This is a genomic window from Streptomyces sp. ICC4 (genome assembly GCF_003287915.1).
GTDB lineage: Bacteria > Actinomycetota > Actinomycetes > Streptomycetales > Streptomycetaceae > Streptomyces > Streptomyces tritrimontium.
This window is the reverse complement of sequence record NZ_CP030286.1, coordinates 2,014,411-2,033,010: the sequence shown is the minus strand read 5'-3', so window position 1 is coordinate 2,033,010 and position 18,600 is coordinate 2,014,411. Positions and strand designations below refer to the sequence as shown.

At 73.3% G+C, this 18,600-nt stretch carries 12 protein-coding genes; 3 read left to right on the top strand and 9 right to left on the bottom strand.

All coding sequences use genetic code 11. The features are described from left to right. Positions 1-56 precede the first annotated feature (56 nt). The gene (locus DRB89_RS09330) at positions 57-1,649 is read left to right on the top strand and encodes a DUF5691 domain-containing protein (protein WP_112446546.1); all 1,593 of its coding nucleotides are present in this window, start codon (positions 57-59) and stop codon (positions 1,647-1,649) included. A 66-nt stretch (positions 1,650-1,715) separates the two neighbouring features. Here DRB89_RS09330 and DRB89_RS09325 read toward each other — a convergent pair whose 3' ends face one another. Further along, positions 1,716-2,123 (bottom strand): cobalamin B12-binding domain-containing protein, encoded by a 408-nt coding sequence (locus tag DRB89_RS09325; protein WP_112446547.1) that lies wholly within the window; start codon positions 2,121-2,123, stop codon positions 1,716-1,718. A gap of 174 nt (positions 2,124-2,297) precedes the next feature. On the opposite strand from DRB89_RS09325, the gene DRB89_RS09320 reads away from it, so the two are divergent. Next, the gene (locus DRB89_RS09320) at positions 2,298-3,068 is read left to right on the top strand and encodes an alpha/beta fold hydrolase (RefSeq protein ID WP_239516065.1); all 771 of its coding nucleotides are present in this window, start codon (positions 2,298-2,300) and stop codon (positions 3,066-3,068) included. 89 nt (positions 3,069-3,157) lie between these two features. Then, the gene (locus DRB89_RS09315; RefSeq protein WP_112446548.1) at positions 3,158-4,792 is read left to right on the top strand and encodes a M23 family metallopeptidase; all 1,635 of its coding nucleotides are present in this window, start codon (positions 3,158-3,160) and stop codon (positions 4,790-4,792) included. A gap of 18 nt (positions 4,793-4,810) precedes the next feature. On the opposite strand, the gene pcrA is transcribed toward DRB89_RS09315, so the two are convergent. From pcrA to DRB89_RS09275, 8 genes are all read right to left on the bottom strand, one after another. Then, entirely contained in the window at positions 4,811-7,357 is a 2,547-nt protein-coding gene (gene pcrA, locus DRB89_RS09310) for a DNA helicase PcrA (protein ID WP_112446549.1), read from the bottom strand. Between the two features lie 278 nt (positions 7,358-7,635). Then, positions 7,636-8,106: a nucleoside 2-deoxyribosyltransferase domain-containing protein gene (locus DRB89_RS09305; RefSeq protein ID WP_162688516.1), complete on the bottom strand. Its 471-nt coding sequence runs from the start codon at positions 8,104-8,106 to the stop codon at positions 7,636-7,638. After that, entirely contained in the window at positions 8,103-10,142 is a 2,040-nt protein-coding gene (locus tag DRB89_RS09300; RefSeq protein ID WP_343234705.1) for a bifunctional diguanylate cyclase/phosphodiesterase, read from the bottom strand. Before DRB89_RS09300 ends, DRB89_RS09305 begins: the two co-directional genes overlap by 4 nt. A gap of 559 nt (positions 10,143-10,701) precedes the next feature. Continuing rightward, positions 10,702-12,912, bottom strand: coding sequence for an NAD-dependent DNA ligase LigA (gene ligA, locus DRB89_RS09295; RefSeq protein ID WP_112450646.1), 2,211 nt, complete (start codon positions 12,910-12,912; stop codon positions 10,702-10,704). Positions 12,913-12,943: 31 nt separating this feature from the next. Next, positions 12,944-13,933, bottom strand: coding sequence for a methionine synthase (locus tag DRB89_RS09290; protein WP_112450645.1), 990 nt, complete (start codon positions 13,931-13,933; stop codon positions 12,944-12,946). Then, positions 13,930-14,619, bottom strand: a complete 690-nt coding sequence (locus DRB89_RS09285; RefSeq protein ID WP_112450644.1) for an SDR family oxidoreductase — start codon at positions 14,617-14,619, stop codon at positions 13,930-13,932. The genes DRB89_RS09290 and DRB89_RS09285 overlap by 4 nt, the downstream gene beginning before the upstream one ends. Before the next feature lie 67 nt (positions 14,620-14,686). Continuing rightward, a complete protein-coding gene (locus DRB89_RS09280; protein WP_112450643.1) occupies positions 14,687-15,031 on the bottom strand; it encodes a DUF1330 domain-containing protein in 345 nt (114 codons plus the stop codon). A 99-nt stretch (positions 15,032-15,130) separates the two neighbouring features. Next, complete coding sequence (locus DRB89_RS09275; protein ID WP_204357818.1) at positions 15,131-18,550, bottom strand: S8 family serine peptidase; 3,420 nt, start codon at positions 18,548-18,550, stop codon at positions 15,131-15,133. Positions 18,551-18,600: the final 50 nt, after the last annotated feature.

Sequence of the window (18,600 nt, the reverse complement as noted above, 5' to 3'; positions counted from 1 at the left end):
GAAGCACGAAGAGCAGAAGAGCGGAAGAGCACGACGAGGGAGAGGGAGGGGACGCGATGAACACGGCGACGAAGACGGATCGGACCTCGGCGGATCGGACCTCGGCCGACGAGGCCCTCGGGGACTGGGAGGAGCTGGTCGCGGCGGCGCTGCTGGGCACCGACCGGCGCCAGGGCAGCCCCGAGGCGCTGCTCGGGGCCGCCGCCGTGCAGACGGTGCGGCGCCGGGCGGGACTGCGGCCGGCCGAGGCGGGCCCGCGGCCCGAGCCCGCGCCGCGGGACCCGCGCCCGGCTCCGCCGGAGGCGGCCCGGCAGCGGCTCGCGCAACTGCTGGCCGGGCGGACGAGCGCCGGCGGCTCCGGGCGGCGCGGAGCGGCCCCGGATCTGACGGAGCTGCTGCCCCAGTGGCTGGCCGCCGCCGGGCATCACGGCTACCGGGCTCCGGCCGCGCTGGTCCCCGCGCTGCTGGACGCCGCGCGGGCCCGTAGCGACCTCCGGCCGCAGGCGCTGTCCCTGGCCGGGACGCGCGGACTGTGGCTGGCCCGGCTCAATCCGGACTGGCGGTTCGCGCTGCGGGGCGGCTCCGGTGCCGCCGGCGAGCTGCCCGACGCCACGGATGCGGCAGGGGTGGACCGGCTCTGGCAGGAGGGGCTGTTCGCGGAGCGGGTGGCCCTGCTCGGGGTCGTCCGGGCCCACGAGGCGGCTGCCGCGCCACGGCTGCTGGCGACGACCTGGGCCACCGAGCGGGCCGAGGACCGGCTGATGTTCCTCGATTCGCTGCGGGCGGGACTGTCCGCCGGCGACGAGCCGTTCCTGGAGGCGGCGCTGGACGACCGCAGCCGGGGTGTCCGGGCGACCGCCGCCGAGCTGCTGTCCTCGCTGCCGGCATCGGCGCTGGCCGGGCGGATGGCGGAGCGGGCCCTGGCCTGTGTGGGCCCGGAGGGGGTGAAGCCGCCGGCCGAGTGCGACGCGGGGATGCTGCGCGACGGCGTGGTCGAGCGGCCGCCCGCCGGCCGGGGGGAACGGGCCTGGTGGCTGGCGCAGTTGGTGGAGTCCGCGCCGCTCCTGTGCTGGCGCGAGCGGTTCGGGGGGCTCGATCCGGCGGGGATCGTGGCGCTGCCGATGGGCGAGGACTGGGTGGAGGAACTGCACGCGGCGTGGTGCCGCGCAGCCGTGCGCCAGCGCGACCCCGCCTGGTCGAAGGCCCTGCTCGGCTCGGCGTCGGAGCCGCCCGCGGCCGGCCCGGCGACGGCGTCGCTGGCGGAGCGGGCGAAGCTCCTGTCGATCCTGGGCGAGGAGGAGCGGGCGGCCTGGGTCGCGGAGTTCATACGGGCCCACGGCCTGTCGGAGGCGTTCCAGCTGCTCGGGGTGTGCGTGGTGCCGTGGGCGGGGGCGCTGGGGCGGGCCGTGGTCGAGGCCCTCGACTCCGCGCGGGAGGCCGGCGGTTACCCGTGGAGCTTCAGCGGGGTGATGGGCCTGGCGGAGCGCTGCCTGGACCCGGCGGAGGCGGGCCGGCTGGAGTCGGCGGCGGCGGAGCCGGTGGAGGAGGGGGGCGCGGCGGCGTACTGGGCGGAGGCGTTCCAGCGCATGGTGGCCACCCTGCGCCTGCGCGCGGCGATGCACGCGGAACTGGCACCGCCCGGTCCCTGACCCGGACCCCGCGCCGCGATCGCCGGTGGGGCCGGATGATCCGGCCCCACCGGCGGTCGCGACCGGTTAAGCCGGCTGGCGGACGTGGGCGCGGACCCAGTCGACGATCGCCGTCGTGGTCGCGCCCGGGGTGAAGATCTCCGCGACGCCCTTGGCCTTGAGCGGAGCGATGTCCGCCTCCGGGATGATGCCGCCGCCGAACACCTTGATGTCCGCCGCGTCGCGCTCCGCGAGGAGCTCCAGCACGCGCGCGAACAGTGTGTTGTGCGCGCCCGAGAGGATCGACAGGCCGATCGCGTCGGCGTCCTCCTGGATCGCGGTGTCGACGATCTGTTCGGGGGTCTGGTGGAGGCCCGTGTAGATGACCTCCATGCCCGCGTCCCGCAGGGCCCGCGCGATCACCTTGGCACCCCGGTCGTGGCCGTCGAGACCAGGCTTGGCCACCACCACACGGATCGGACCGGTCACACCCATCGCACTGCCTCCCGAGTGAACGAACGTTAAGTACAGCATCGCGCACGCCCCCGTTTCGTGGTCAACCTGGAGGGGGAAATCACACGTGGGATGACGCGCCGCCACTCCGTGCCGACAGCCGCACGGCACGGCGTGGCCGGCCGCCACGGTCCCGAGATGCTGAGGGGGGCGTCCATGGGGCTGACCATGTCCGGGGCCGCGCTGCGGGCCGGTGTGCTGGAAGCGCTCGTGCTCGGCGGGCACCTCCTGATGTATCCCACCGGAGTGTTGCAGGAACGGCCGCCCGCCGGTACCTCCGCCGCCCGCGAACGCCCGCCCGCGCTCCTGCTGCACGGGTTCACCGACAACCGGTCCGTCTTCGTGCTGCTGCGCCGCACCCTCGGGGCGGGCGGCCTGCGGCAGGTGGAGACGTACAACTACTCCCCCTTCACCCTCGATCTGCGCGTCACCGCCGGCCACCTCGCCCGCCGCGTCGAGGAGCTGTGCGAGCGCACCGGGCAGGAGCGGGTGGACCTGGTGGGCCACAGCCTGGGCGGACTGGTCGGGCGGTACTACGTCCAGCGGCTCGGCGGCGACGCCCGCGTGCGCACGCTCGTCACGCTCGGCACCCCGCATTCCGGCACCCGCGTCGCGCCCTTCATGGACGCGCACCCGCTGGTCCGGCAGATGCGGCCGGATTCCGAGGTGCTGGCCGCACTGCGCGCGCCCGCGCCCGGCTGCCGGACCCGGCACGTGGCCTTCTGGAGCGAATTCGACGAGCTGATGGACCCCACCGAGACGGCCCGCATCGAGCATCCGGACCTGATCGCCGAGAACGTGCAGGTCACCGGCATCGGGCACCTTGCCCTGCCCGCGCATCCCACCGTCATCGCGGCGGTCCGGCGCGCGCTCGACGGGCCCGCCCCGATCGCCCTCTCCAGCCCCGGGACCGCTTCCGTCGCCTGACTGAAATTCGGATCAAAACCCACCAGCACTCGAACAGATTTCGAACTCAAGGCCAAGGGTGGGTCTTTGGGCGACCGAAAGGCGGCCGAATGCCCGGTTCCAGCGAGCCGGAGGCCCTTCGAAGATTGTCGTTGCCAGTAACCGCCGGGTACAGTCACGCCACTGCTCTCCTCCGAGGACCTCATCACCCTCGGCCACCCAGGCCCCCCGCTGCCGAGGCGAAAGAGAAGTTGGTGAACGACCGCCCCTTGTCGGGCCAGTACCCCGATATCGGGTACGACGGCCTTTCCACCACCACTTTCGCTGGTGATTCTCCGTACGCGTCCTATGAATCACAGGGTCAGGGCTACAACTACGCCGCTGCGTACGGCTCCTACGACACGGGGTCCCACGACACCGGCGCCTACGACGCCACGGCCTGGAACGCTCCGCAGAGCAGCTACCCCCAGCAGCCCGCCGACGGCTACGACGGCTATCTGTCGACGGTTCCGCCGCAGGGCGGCGCCTCCACGGACTACCAGCCCACCGGCTTCGGCTACGACGCCTCGGCCGAGCAGACCGGCCAGTGGGCGGCCCCGGGCTACGGCACCGAGACCGGCGCCTACGACGCCACCGCCTGGAACACCTCCTCCGAGCAGACCTACGCCTACACCGGCTACGAGCAGCAGTCCCAGGCCCAGCCTCAGGCCCAGGAGCAGCAGTACACGTACGAGTACGGCTCCGAGTACGGGTCCGCGTACGAGCCGTACGCGGAGGCCGGGGACCCGGCTCCGGCCTACACCGAGACCGCGGTCTTCGAGGCCGTGACCCCCGACGACGCCGGTCACGCCGACCACACCGGCGACGACGCGCCGGTGCACGACCTGCCCACCCAGGCCATGCCCATCACCGCCCCCGCGCCCGCCGAGCCGCGTCCTTCGCGCCGGGCCGGCGCGAAGCCCGCGGGCGGCAAGGCGACCGCCGCCAGGTCCGCCGGCGCCAACAGCCGCCGCCGCACCCCGGCCAAGCGCTCCGCGCTGCTGACCGTGGCCGTGCCCTCCGCCTGCGTGATGGGCATCGCGGGTGTCGCCGCGGCCTCCGTCGGCGGGCTCACCGGGGCGGACCAGCCGTCCGAGGAGACCACCACGCTGGCCGCCCCCGACCCGGCGTCCATCAAGCCGGTCGCGGCGAACAGCAAGCTCGACACGCAGCTCACCGCCCTCAGCGCCGACGCCGGCGACTTCGCGGACCGCGCGAGCCGCACGCAGGAGCGCATCGACCTGCGCCTGCGCCAGGACGAGGAGAAGAAGAAGAAGGCGGAGGAGGAGGCGGCCAAGGAAGCGGCCCGCCCCAAGTTCGCCGTCCCCGTCGCGCGGCACGGCCTCAGCGCCGGCTTCGGCCAGGCGGGCGTCAACTGGATGTCCGTGCACACCGGCATCGACTTCCCGGTGTCCTACGGGACTTCGGTCATGGCGGCCACCGACGGCACCGTACGCAGCCAGTGGAACAGCGCCTACGGCAACATGGTGATACTCACCGCGCCCGACGGCACCGAGACCTGGTACTGCCACCTCAGCAGCGCCAAGATCCGGTCCGGCAAGGTCAAGGCCGGCGACGTGATCGCGTACTCCGGCAACTCGGGCAACTCCACCGGACCGCACCTCCACTTCGAGGTGCGGCCGGGCGGCGGCTCTCCGGTCGACCCCCAGGCCTGGCTGCGCAGCCACGACCTGGACCCGAACTGAGCGACCGCCCGCCCTCCGTCAGAGCTTCTGCACCGGCGCGTACCGCAGCAGCAGCCGCTTCGGCTTCTCGTCCCCGAAGTCGATGGTGGCCTGCGCGTCCGCGCCCGCTCCCCTGACCTCCATGACCGTGCCCAGCCCGAACTGGTCGTGCGTGACCCGGTCCCCGACCACCAGCGCGATGACCGGCTTGTCGCTCGCCCGCCGCGTCGCGAACCCGGACGGACCCGACTTCGCACGGGACGAGGACAGGAACGACTCCGGCGAGGTCCCGAACGAGGTCTTGGACCCGCCCCCGGCCCCACCCGAGCCTGATGCCCCGTACCCCGAGCTGCGCATCGGGCCCGCCGGCTTCTGCGCCGCGCCCGTCCGCTTCCACTGCAGGTACTCGGCCGGGATCTCCTCGAGGAACCGCGACGGCGGGTTGTACGAGGGGGTGCCCCACGCGCTGCGCATCGAGGAGCGCGTCAGGTACAGCCGCTCGCGCGCCCGCGTGATGCCGACGTAGGCCAGGCGGCGCTCCTCCTCGAGCTCCTTGGTCTGGCCCAGCGCGCGCATGTGCGGGAAGACCCCGTCCTCCATGCCGGTCAGGAAGACCACCGGGAACTCGAGGCCCTTGGCGGTGTGCAGGGTCATCAGGGTGATGACCCCGTTGCCGTCGGTGTCCTCGTCCGGGATCTGGTCGGAGTCGGCGACGAGCGCGACCTGCTCCAGGAACTCCGAGAGGGTGCCGGGGCCCACCGGCGGGGTGCCATTCTCGGCGGCCTCGGCCGCCGCCGCCTCCCGCGCCTGCTCGAACTCGAGCGCCACGGCGGCCAGCTCCTGCAGGTTCTCGATCCGCGTCTCGTCCTGCGGGTCGGTCGACGCCTGGAGCTCGGCGAGGTAGCCCGTACGCTCCAGGACCGCCTCCAGCACCACCGCCGGGCCCGCGCCCGAATCGACGATCGTGCGGAGCTCCTCCATCAGCACGTTGAAGCGCTTGACGGCGTTGGTCGAGCGGGCGGCCATGCCGAAGGCCTCGTCGACCCGGCGCAGCGCCTGCGGGAAGGTGATCTTCTCGCGCATGCCCAGCGCGTCGATCATCGCCTCGGCGCGCTCGCCGATGCCGCGCTTGGGCACGTTGAGAATTCGCCTCAGCGGAACGTTGTCCTCGGGATTCGACAGGACGCGCAGGTACGCGAGGACGTCGCGGACCTCCTTGCGCTCGTAGAACCGGACGCCGCCGACGACCTTGTAGGGCAGTCCGACGCGGATGAAGATCTCCTCGAACACGCGGGACTGCGCGTTGGTCCGGTAGAAGATCGCGACGTCGCCGGCCTTGGCGTCGCCCGCGTCCGTCAGCCGGTCGATCTCGTCGGCGATGAACTGCGCCTCGTCGTGCTCGGTGTCCGCGACGTAGCCGGTGATCACGGAGCCGCTGCCGGCGTCGGTCCACAGGTTCTTCGCGCGGCGGTTCTCGTTGCGCTCGATGACCGCGTTGGCGGCGGACAGGATCGTCTGCGTGGAGCGGTAGTTCTGCTCCAGCAGGATCGTGGTGGCGTCCGCGTAGTCCTCTTCGAACTGGAGGATGTTGCGGATGGTCGCGCCGCGGAAGGCGTAGATCGACTGGTCGGCGTCGCCCACGACGCACAGCTCGGCGGGCGCCAGGTCCGGATAGCCCGTGCCGACCAGCTCGCGCACGAGCGTGTACTGGGCGTGGTTGGTGTCCTGGTACTCGTCGACCAACACGTGCCGGAAGCGGCGCCGGTAGTGCTCGGCGACCTCCGGGAAGGCCTGGAGCAGGTGGACCGTGGTCATGATGATGTCGTCGAAGTCGAGCGCGTTGGCCTCGCGCAGCCGCCCCTGGTACATCGCGTACGCCTGGGCGAGGGTCTTCTCGAAGCCGTCCACGGCCTGTCCGGCGAAGGCGTCCTCGTCGATGAGCTCGTTCTTCAGGTTCGAGATCTTGGCGCTGAAGGCCTTCGGCGGGAACTTCTTCGGGTCCAGGTCCAGGTCGCGGCAGACGAGCGCCATCAGGCGCTTCGAGTCGGCCGCGTCGTAGATCGAGAACGACGAGGTGAAACCGAGCCGCTTGGACTCGCGGCGCAGGATGCGGACGCACGCGCTGTGGAAGGTGGAGACCCACATGGCGTTCGCGCGCGGGCCGACCAGGCCCTCGACGCGCTCCTTCATCTCGCCGGCGGCCTTGTTGGTGAAGGTGATCGCCAGGATCTGGCCGGGGTGGACCCCGCGCGCGCCCAGCAGGTGCCCGATGCGGTGCGTCAGCACGCGGGTCTTGCCGGATCCGGCGCCGGCCACGATGAGCAGCGGTGATCCCGCGTGCACGACGGCCGCGCGCTGCTCCGTGTTCAGCCCGTCCAGGAGCGCGGCCGGGTCGATGACGGGCCGGGGGGCCCCGTCCCGGTAGTACGCGTCCCCGCGCCCCCCACTGCCGTCGGCCATGTCGAACCGGCCCCCGAAGAGATCGTCCGCGCCCGGCTCGGGGGCGGCGTGATCCTCGGGCGGCGGCGGGACCTCGTCGGAGGGGGAGAGGTCGGCCAGGAAGCTGTCGTCAAAGAGGCTGCTCATCGCCTTCCGAGTTTAGGGGGCCGGACCGACAGCCGGTCCCGGCCCCGGAAAATTGGTCGGCATATGCCCAGCGAACCGTGCGCGGGCCCTTCCGAGCCCCTCCCTCCGCCGCTAGCGTGCTCCGCCAACCGGAAGGAGGTGCCGGCCCGTGTACCCGTACGGATTCCCCTCGTCCCACCCGTCCTCCCCCCGCTCGATGGTCTCGGCGGTCTCACAGCGGGGGTCGTCGGCAGCGTCAGATGTGTAGAAGAGGCAGGGGTTTCCCCGCGGGGCAGCTGTCAGGTCAGGCCGGCCAGGAGGGTGCGGGCCGCGGCCAGGGTTTCGGCCAGGGTTCCGTGGACCGGGAGGTCCGGGCGGGCCAGGGCGAGCTGGGTGACGACGTCCGCTCGACGCGGGTAGCCCGGGTCGGCGCCCACGACCAGGCGGCGCCCCGGCACGGCCGCGGCGAAGCCGAGTTCGTACAAGGTGATCGGCTGGACCGTCAGCGACGGATCGCACTCCGGGAACCAGAACAGCGTCACGTCGGCCCGCCGCAGATGCGCGTACTCCCACGCGATCTGCACGTCCGTCTGCGACGGGTCTGACACGTCGAACTCCGCCCGGCGGGGGTTGAGGACGACGAAGTCGGCCAGCGCCCGCGCCGCCGCCGCCTGCCACGGCGGGCAGTGCGTGATCCCGCCCGCCAGGAACACCGACGGCGCGTCGCCCGGCGCGGGCCGGTAGTCCGCCGGTGCCTCGACGTACCTCACTGCGCCTGCGCGGCCGCGGCCTCCGCCGCCAGCTCCGCGGTGATGTCCGCGGGCCGCCGCCAGCCGCGCTCGCCGCGGGCCAGCAGCCAGGCCGTGGCCTCCTGCGGGGGCATCGCGGCGGCGACCAGCCAGCCCTGGACGGCGTCGCAGCCCAGATCGCGCAGCCGCTCCCACGTCTCGTCGTCCTCGACGCCCTCCGCGACGACCAGCAGGCCCAGCGAGTGCGCGAGGTCCACCGTGCAGCGGACGATCTCCGCGTCCTGCGGGTCCACCGCGAGCCGGGCCACGAACGACCGGTCGATCTTGAGTTCGCTGACCGGCAGCCTGCGCAGGTGGACGAGGGAGGAGTAGCCCGTGCCGAAGTCGTCCAGGGACATCTTCACGCCGTGGCCGGTCAGACCGGCCATCGTGTCGGCGGCCCGCTGCGGGTCCTCCAGCAGGACGTGTTCCGTTATCTCCAGTTGGAGACCGCTCGCCGGGACCCCGTGCCGGGCGAGCCGCGCGGCCACCGCGCCGGCGAAGCCGGGGGTGTGGACGTCGCGCGGCGAGACGTTGACGGCGACCGGGACCTTGAGGCCCTGGGCCCGCCACCGGGCGACCTGCGCGAGCGCGGTCTCCAGTACGTACTCCGTCAGGTGCGGCATCAGCCCGGAGGTCTCGGCGATGGCGATGAACTCGTCCGGGGAGACCCGCCCGCGCTCCGGGTGCACCCAGCGCACCAGCGCCTCGAGGCCGGCCACGTGTCCGTCGAAGCGGACCTTCGGCTGGTAGTGCAGCTCCACCTCGCCGGCGTCGAGCGCCCTGCGCAGGTCGCCCAGCAGGCCGAGCCGGTCGGGGGTGTTGCTGTCGCGCTTGGACTCGTAGACCTCCACGCCCGTCCGGTCCCGCTTCGCCTGGTACATGGCGACGTCGGCGCGGCGCAGCAGCCCCTCCGCGTCCAGCGCGTGGTCGGGGAAGACGGCGAGGCCGGCGCTGGCCTCCAGGACCAGGGTCAGGCCGTCGAGGTCGAGGGGTGAGCTGAGCTCGGCGACCAGGTTGCGGGCTACCCGCTGGGCGCTGGTGGTGGAATCGGCGATGGGCAGCAGGACGGCGAACTCGTCGCCGCCGAGCCGGGCCGCCTCGGCGTCCTCGGGCAGGGCCTGGCGGAGCCGGTCCGCGATCTGCAGGAGCAGGCGGTCGCCGGCGAGGTGGCCGAGGGTGTCGTTGACGGCGCGGAAGCGGTCCAGGTCGATCAGGACCAGCGCGGAGCGGGTGCCCAAACGTTCAGCCTGGTCGAGCGCGCTCCATGTCCGCTCCAGCAGCCACTGCCGGTTCGGCAGCCCGGTCAGCGGGTCCCGCAGTTGCTCCTCGGCCCGCGCGCGGGCGATCCACAGCGTGGAGTCCAGGGCGATCAGCGGTACGGCGAACAGCGGCAGCAGCACGGGCTGTGCTTCGGCGACCACGCAGATCAGCGGTGCGATGCCCAGGAGGGCGACGGCCACCAGCGCTTGGCGCACGAGCGCGGTGCGGGCGACGGTGGGCAGTCCCCCGCCGCGCGGGGCGAGCGAGAACCACAGCAGGACGCGGGTGACGAGCAGGTACGCAACGGCCACCAGGATGACTTCGGGGATCGCGTCGGCGCCCCAGCCGGCGGGCGTCCACGGGTGTTCGACGGACGGGGACTCGCCGAAGGCGGCGAGCACCAGGGCGCCCGCGCCGATGCCGAGGATGTCGGTGGAGCCGTGCAGCAGGCCCTGGCGCCAGCGGTGCCGGCGGGCGGCGCCGACGAGGGAGACCACGGCCAGCGAGACCAGTCCCGCCGAGACCCATCCGTAGAGGATGAGGACGCCGAGGGTCAGGGCCGCGCCCGATCCGGTGCCGCCCCACCACCGGTCGCGGCCGAGGGCGACGAGGTGGCCGACGATGATGCCGGTGAGCAGCGCGAGCGCCCAGCCCACCGAGCCGCCGGGGAACAGGGCGTGACGGCTGGTCAGTGCGGTGACGACGCCGGCCGCGAGCACCGCGACGGCGAGACCCACGACGGCGAAGGGCAGCACGAGGTGCCGCCGGTCCGCTCCGCCCGCTCCGGTGTCGAGCGGTCGGGATTCCGGTGTCCTGGATCCCAGGACACCGAGCCGGCCCGTTCGCGGGGACCGGATCTCCCCGCCGAAATCTCGTGACGGGTCGGCGCTTTCGGTGGGTTTCATGCCCGTCCCTCTCACAGCCGGCGATGCCGATGCCACGCGATGGCCCCGATGTCATGCCATCACGACTGGAGGCGCATCAAGCAGCCGTGCACGACAGGCGCACCCCTCAACAGTAGGACGCGGAAGGCACCCAGGGGCAGCGGTCGGCGGCGGTTGCCCGAATACGACCCAGCCATCCTCATCAGTACGGTATCCGCCGAACGGGTGAGTTTGAACCAGGCCCCTCCCGTCACCCATCTGATGATCCGACAGGTCAGGGCCTGCGACCAGCCATGTACCGGCCTCGGATCAGCCCTGTACCGGCCGTTCGGTTCCGGATGCCACCACCGCCCGCGCCTGGCGTGCGCCCGCTCTCACGGCCGCACGCCACGCATCCGTTCGCCTTCGCCATTCCCCGGAACCCCGCGATTCATTCCGCTTCGGTGGCGCCGTCCACCGGGAGCGCGGCCTCGCGGGCCGCCTCCGGGCCCTCTGCCAACAGGACGGCGAACCCGGCGTCGTCGAGGACGTGGAGCTTCAGCTGCATGGCTTTGTCGTACTTGGAACCGGGGTTGTCGCCGACCACGACGAAGGAGGTCTTCTTCGACACGGAGCCGGTGACCTTGGCGCCGAGGCTCTGCAGGGCCTCCTTCGCCCCGTCGCGGGTGTGGCTCTGCAAAGTGCCGGTGACGACGACGGTCAGCCCCTCCAGCGGGCGCGGGCCCTCCTCCTCGCCGGAACCCTCCTCCTCCATCCGGACACCGGCCGCCCGCCACTTGCGCAGGATCTCCTGGTGCCATTCCTCGGCGAACCACTCCTTGACCGAGGTCGCGATGATCGCGCCGACCCCGTCGGTGGCGGCCAGCTCCTCCTCGGTCGCCTGCTCGATCCGCTCGATGGAGCGGAACGCGCGGGCCAGCGCCGCGGCCGCGACCGGGCCGACGTGCCGGATCGACAGGCCGTTGATGATGCGGGCCAGCGGCTGGGTCTTGGCCGCCTCGATGTTCGCCAGCATGGCCACCGTGTTGGCCTTGGGCTCGCCCTCCTTGTTGGCGAAGAAGGTGACGATCTTCGGCTCGCCGGTCTTCGGGTCGATCTTGGGCAGACCCGAGTCCTGGTCCCGCACGTAGGAGGTGATGGGGAGCAGCTGCTCCAGGGTGAGGCCGAAGAGGTCGCCCTCGTTCGCCATCGGGGGGACCGAGGGCTCCAGCGGCTGGGTGAGCGCCGCCGAGGCGACGTACCCGAAGTTCTTGATGTCCAGGCAGGCGCGGCCGACCAGGTAGAACAGCCGCTCGCGCAACTGGGCGGGACACGTCCGCGCGTTGGGGCAGCGCAGGTCGATGTCGCCTTCCTTCATCGGCCGCAGCGCGGTCCCGCACTCGGGGCAGTCGGCGGGCATGACGAACTCCCGCTCGCTGCCGTCCCGCAGGTCCGCGACCGGGCCGAGGATCTCGGGGATGACATCGCCCGCCTTGCGCAGGACGACGGTGTCCCCGATGAGCACGCCCTTGGCCTTGACGACCTCCTGGTTGTGCAGCGTCGCGAACTCGACCTCCGAGCCCGCCACCGTCACCGGCTCCACCTGCGCGTACGGGGTCACGCGCCCGGTGCGGCCGACGCCGACCTTGATGTCGATCAGCTTGGAGTTGACCTCTTCGGGCGCGTACTTCCAGGCGATCGCCCAGCGCGGGGCGCGCGCGGTGGACCCGAGCCGGCCCTGGAGGGCGATCTCGTCGAGCTTGACGACGACGCCGTCGATCTCGTGCTCCACCGAGTGCCGGTTCGCGCCGAACTCCGCGATGAACTCCCGGACCTCGGCGAGCGTGGAGACCACCTTGTTGTGCTGCGCGGTCGGCAGCCCCCACTCGTGCAGCAGCTCGTACGCCTGCGACTGGCGCTCGATCTCGAAGCCCTCGCGGGCGCCGATGCCGTGGACCACCATGTGCAGCGGGCGGCTCGCGGTGACCTTCGGGTCCTTCTGGCGCAGCGAACCGGCCGCCGCGTTGCGCGGGTTGGCGAAGGGCTTGGCCTCCGCCTCGACCAGCCGGGCGTTGAGCTCCTCGAACTTCTCCATCGGGAAGAAGACCTCGCCGCGGATCTCGACCAGCGCCGGGATCCGGTCGCCCTTCAGCCGGTCGGGGATCTCCGCGATGGTGCGGACGTTGGGCGTGATGTCCTCGCCGGTGCGGCCGTCGCCGCGGGTGGCGGCGCGGGTCAGGCGGCCGTTCTCGTACGTGATGTTGACGGCGAGGCCGTCCACCTTCAGCTCGCAGAGGTAGTGGTAGTCGGAGGTGTTGGCGTCCCGGGCCACGCGCTCCGCCCAGGCCGCCAGTTCCTCGTCGTCGAAGGCGTTGTCGAGGGAGAGCATCCGCTCGCGGTGCTCGACGGAGGCGAAGTCCGTCTCGTACGCCCCGGCCACCTTCTGGGTGGGCGAATCGGGCGTGCGCAGCTCCGTGTACTGCTCCTCCAGCGCCTCCAGGGAGCGCAGCAGCTTGTCGAACTCGGCGTCGCTGACGACCGGCTGGTCGTTCACGTAGTACCGGAAGCGGTGCTCCTCGACCTGCTCGGCGAGCAGCGCGTGCTGCTCGCGCACCGCCGCCGGTACGGCCGTGTCGCTGCCCTGCTTCTGTTCGGCTGCCATGCCGTGTCCTCCCGTGGCCCGTCTTGATCCATCACTCAGGGTTGTCGGCGAGCGACCTCGCCGCCCTGACGCAGTGCGCCTGAACGGCGCGCGCGTAGGCGGGCGAAGCGCCCGCCAGCCCGCACGAGGGAGTGACCACGACGGACTCCGCCAGAGTCCCCGGGGTCAGCCCCAGCCTGCGCCAAAGCTTCCTGACACCCATGACGCTACCGCCCGGGTCCGACAACGGGCCGTCGGTGCCGGGCACCACTCCGGCGAAGAGTTTCGTGCCCGCTTCGACGGCTTCGCCGATGGCGTCGTCCTCGCGCTCGGTGAGCAAGGAGAAATCGAACGACACGCCCGAGACGCCGGCCCGCCGCAACAGGCCGAAGGGGACCTCGGGCGCGCAGGAGTGCACGATGACCTCGCCGTCGTGGACGGCGAACAGCTCGCGCAGCGTCCCCTCGACGACCTGCCGGTCGACGGCGCGGTACGTGCGGTAGCCGCTGGCGGACCGCACCCGGCCGAGCAGGACCGCCGTCAGCGAGGGCTCGTCGTACTGGAGGACGATCTCGGCGCCGGGGATGCGTTTGCGCACATCCGCCAGGTGCTCGCGCACGCCTTCGGCGAGGGAGCCGGCCAGGTCCCGGCAGGCGCCCTGGTCCTGGAGCACGGCCTCTCCGCCGTGCAGTTCCAGGGCCGCGGCCAGCGTCCACGGCCCGACGGCCTGGACCTTGAGCCTGCCCTCGTACCCCTGGGTGAACTCCTCCAGGGCGTCGAGGTCCTCGCCGAGCCAGGAGCGCGCGCGCTTGCTGTCGCGCCCGGGGCGGTCGCTGATGCGCCAGCCGCTCGGCTCCACGTGCGCGTACATGTCGACGAGCAGTCCGAGTGAGCGGCCGATCATGTCCGAGCCGGGGCCGCGGGCGGGCAGCTCGGCGAGGTACGGGAACTCCTCGAAGGAGCCGGTGACGGTCTTGGCGGCTTCGCGGGCGTCGCCGCCGGGGAGCGAGCCGATGCCGGTGGCTCCGCCGGTCGCGGTCATCGGCCGGGCCTGACGCTGAGGTCGGCGACCACGGCGTCGCGGGGCAGGTCCACGGCCATCAGGATCGTCGTCGCGACGGACTCGGGGTCGATCCAGTCGGCGGCGTCGTAGGACTCGCCCTCCTGGGAGCGGACCTTGGCCTGCATGGGGGTGGCGGTGCGGCCGGGGTAGACGGAGGTGACGCGGACGCCGTGCTCCTTCTCCTCCTCCCGCAGCGAGTCGGCGAGGGCCTTGAGGCCGTGCTTGGAGGCGGCGTAGGCGCTCCAGTCCGCGTGGGCGGTGAGGCCGGCGCCGGAGTTCACGAAGACGACGGTCGCGTGCGAGACCCGCAGGTTGGGGAGCAGCAGGCGGGTCACCTCGGCGGGGGCGATCAGGTTGACGTTGAGCTGCTGGTGCCAGGTCTTGGGGCGCAGTTCGCCGACGGGGCCGAGGTCGACGACGCCCGCGATGTGCAGGAGGGAGTCGATGCGCTCGGGGACGGCCTGCTTGGAGAAGGCCCAGGAGAGGCGGTCGGGGTCGGCGAGGTCCCCGACGAGCGCGCGGGACCCGGGGTACCGGTCGGTGAGCTGCTTGCCGCGGGCGGCGTCGCGGGCGAGCAGGACGAGGTCGTCGCCGCGGGCGTGGAGGCGGGCGGCGACGGCGGCGCCGATGCCGGAGCCGGCGCCGGTGATGAGGTGAGTGGCCATGCGCCCCATGCTCGCAGGTGCCCCGCCCCGCCCCGGGCCCCGACCGACCCGGTCCGGGCGGGACCGGTCAGAGGCCCGCCGCTTCGCGCAGGGCGGCCGCCGTCCGCGAGGCGTCGTAGTCGGCCGCGACGCCTTCGACCAGGATGACGTCCCCCGCGATGTGGTCCGCGCGCAGCGGGATCAGCGCCTGGTAGGCGGGCGAGGCGTACCAGGCGCGGGCGCCCTCGATGTCCGGGAAGGCGATCACGACGATCGTGCCGGGCCAGGCGCCCTCCATGACCTCGACCTGGCGGCCGTGGACGAGGAAGCGGCCCTCGAAGGGGTCCAGGGTGGCCTGGATCTCCTCGATGTAGCGCAGGATGTCCTCGTTCATCGTCTCGGGGCGTATGTGGGCGATGCCGTAGGCGGTCATGTCGGGCCTCGTCTTCCTTGCGGGATCGGCTTGTTGGTCCGATCCTGCCCGCCGATGACCCCGGAGGCGATTACCTCCGGGGTCATCGTCGCGCGGGCGTCAGCGCGCCAGGTAGGCCCGGATGACCGTCACCTCCGCCTTGTTGCCCGCCCCGTCGGCGACGGTGCCCCGCAGGGAGACCGACCCGCCCTTCGCCGGGGTGCGCACCGCGGCCTCGCCGTCGTGCACGCGCACCGGCCGCCACGTGCGGCCCTCGTCGTACGAGACCTCGACCCGCGGCCGGGCCGGGGCCGCGGCCGCCGGGCCCTGCACGGTCACCGGGAACCTCACCGTCCGTCCGGCCGGCAGGGTGCCGTCCAGCGCCGGGTGGGCGCCGAAGCGGACGACGGAGGCGGGGAGCGCGGTCCGCCCGGACGTCTCCTTCGAGCGGAACCACCAGGTCGCCGTGACCGTGGAGGAGGTCCCGGAGAGCTCGGGGCGCAGCCGTGCGGTCGTGGTCAGCTCGTACGCCGCCTCACCCGCCTCGACCGCGAACGGATCGCTCGCCGCCAGCGGGGCCTCGCTGCGGGCCACGACGACGCCCTCGCGGCGCAGGACGGTGCTGCCGGTGGCGTCGTGGAAGTCGCCGACGTGGTGCGCGCCGTCCGCCAGCAGCGGCACGGAGCCCGTGATCGTGTTGCCCTCGCGGAAGACCCCGTGGGCGGCGTCCGCGCGGGGCCCGAAGACCGCCGTGTTGAACCGCTCGCGGTAGGTGCGGCCGCCCGTGAACGTGCGCCCGCTCTCCGCGGAGTACGTCGCCTCCTCCAGCGGGAAGCCGTTCCCGTCCCGGCCCGCGCTCTGGGTGAAGGAGAGGTCCCAGGTCACCTTGTCGAGGGTCGACAGGTACACCGTGGCCGTGGTCGGCAGCGGCCGCGGGATCGACATCGAGGAGGAGGAGCGGGCCTCCGGGAGGTTGCCCATCGCCAGGAGCGAGCCCTGCTTGCCCGGCGCCGAGGCGCCCTGCCCGACCTCGACGGCCGCCAGGTCGCGGGCCTTCAGGTGCCGGGCGTAGCCGGTCGCGAGGCTCCGTACCGGACCGCCCAGCACGGCGTGGTACTCGGCCGACGCCCCGTCCGCCCAGTGCACGTCCCACTGCTGGCGCAGCGTGCCGGGCGCGGGGGACGGGCCCAGCTGCCGGGTGCGGAACCCGGTGAGCGCGTCGAGCCAGAAGCCGAAGCCGTACTCCGCGCCGCCCTCGCGCAGGGTGTACGACGGCATGACGAACTGGGCCCGCGCCGACTTCGACGGGACGGTGATGTCCACCGGCCTGGTGGTGCGCGCGTCGAACGTCACCGTGGTGTCGCCGGCGATGTCGAGCGCGGGCTGGACGATCCAGTCGGCGCCCTTGGTGAGGTCCAGCGGGTCGACGACGAGGGAGGCGTCGAGCAGGTAGCCGCCCTTGGGGACGCGCAGGGTGACGGTGCCGGAGTCGTCGTACGCCTCGAAGCGCCGGGCCGCGGCGCCGCCCCTGGTGCCCTGGACGGTGGTGCCGTACTCCTTGGTGGGTTTCCCGTCGCGGCCGATGTGCCGGAGCGTGAGGTCGTAGGACTCGATCTCGCGTTCGGCGACGGCGGCCGTGCGCACGCGCTGACCGCCGCCGGCCGCCGTGGCGGTCGCGTACGCGCTGTACGTGCCGTCGACCGTCCCGCCGGGGCGGGTGTCCACGGTCAGCTCGGTCTCGGCGGTGCCGCCCGCGGGGACGGTGAGCTGGCGGGCGCCGAGGGTGAAGAAGCCCTCGGGCGCGGGCTTGCCGTCGGGTCCGCTGCCGGCGACGGCGAGGTCGAGGGTGACGGGCGCGGTGCCGAGGTTCCGGTAGGTGATCTTCCGCGACTGCGGGGTGTCGTCCGTGTGCGGCCAGCGCTGCGCGTCGAAGGTCAGCGCGCCCTGCTGGGCGACGACGCTCTGCTCCAGCGCGCCGTCGACGGCGATCCGGCCGGTGCCCTGCTGGTACGGGGTGTGGGCCGCGCCCGTGGCGGAGGCGGTCAGCGCGCCCTTGAGCTCGGGGCCCTTCCAGTGCGGGTGCCGCTGCTTGAGCAGGGCGGCGGCCCCGGCGACGTGCGGGGTGGCCATGGAGGTGCCGGAGATCGTCAGGTAGCCGGCCGGGCCCTGGCCGGTCTCCCGGTCGATGACGCTGCCGGGGGCGGCGGCCGCGGTGATGTCGACGCCGGGGGCGGTGACGTCGGGCTTGACCCCGCCGTCGCCGACGCGCGGGCCGGTGCTGGAGAAGGGGGCGAGGACGTCGGCGTCGTCGACGGCGCCGACGGTGAGCGCGCCGTCCGCGCTGCCCGGGGACTGGACGGAGCCGGGGCCGCGGCGGCCGCTGTTCCCGGCGGCGACGGCGAACAGCACGCCCGTCTCGGCGCTGAGCTTGTCGACGGCGGCTTCGACGGGGTCGAGCTGGGGCGTGTCGGGGGCGCCGAGGCTGAGGTTGACGATGTCGGCGCCCTGCGCGACGGCCCACTCCATCCCGGCGAGGATCCCGGAGTCGTTGCCGGAGCCGCGGTCGTCCAGGACCTTGCCGTTCAGCAGCTTCGCGCCGGGCGCGACGCCCTTGAGGGCGCCGGCCGAGCGGGCGCCCGTACCGGCGGCGATGGAGGCGACGTGCGTGCCGTGGCCGACGCGGTCCACGGCGTCCGCGGACCGGGAGAAGTTCTGTTCGGCGACGACCTGGCCCGCGAGGTCGGCGTGGGTGGCGTCGATGCCGGTGTCGAGAACGGCGATCTTGACGCCGGCGCCGTCGTACCCGGCGGCCCAGGCCTTGTCGGCGCCGATCTGCCGGGTGCTCTTGTCGAGGGTGGCGGTGCGGACGGCGTCGAGCCAGACGGTGGCGATGCCGGGGGCCGCCGCGCGCCGGCCGGCGTCCCGCCCGGGGTCGGTGACCGCCTCCCAGAGGGCGGCGGCGGCCGCGGGGGCCGCGCTGACGGCCTCGGCGTCCAGGACGGTGTACGTCCGGGTGACCTCGAGGCCGCCCGCGGCCCGCAGGGTCGAGCGGGCCGCGGGGGCGGAGCCGCCCTCGTAGCCGATGATCAGCTGGAGCCGGCCGGAGCGGGCGTCCTGGTACTCGGGGCGGCTCAGCTCGGTGACGTCGAAGAGGCGGGCGTCGAGCTTCCCCGCGCGGATCAGCGGCTGGGCGTCGTACGGCAGGACGCTGGTGTGGCCGTTCTCGCGGCGCAGCGAGAACGGTATGTGCTCGCGGCCCTCGGCGCGTTCGAGGCCGACGGGCTCGCCGCCGGCGCCGAGGACGACGCGGTCGCCGGTGATCAGGGTGACGCGGGTGGTCCGGGCCGCGGCGGCCGCGGACCTCGCCGGCGCCGTCGATGTCGCGGACGTCGCGGATGCCGCGGATGTTGCCGACGTCCCGCCCGGTAAGCCCGGCCCGGCCGCGGCCGCGGCCGGGGTGGTCAGCCCCGCCGTGAGCGCGAGAGCGGCGGCCGCGGCGGCCGAAGCCGCCGCCCCCGCCCTGCCGTGGTGGTTGCGCACGTGGTTCCCCCTGAGAGAAGAGTGCAGGAACCAGGCAGTATGCCGAGGGG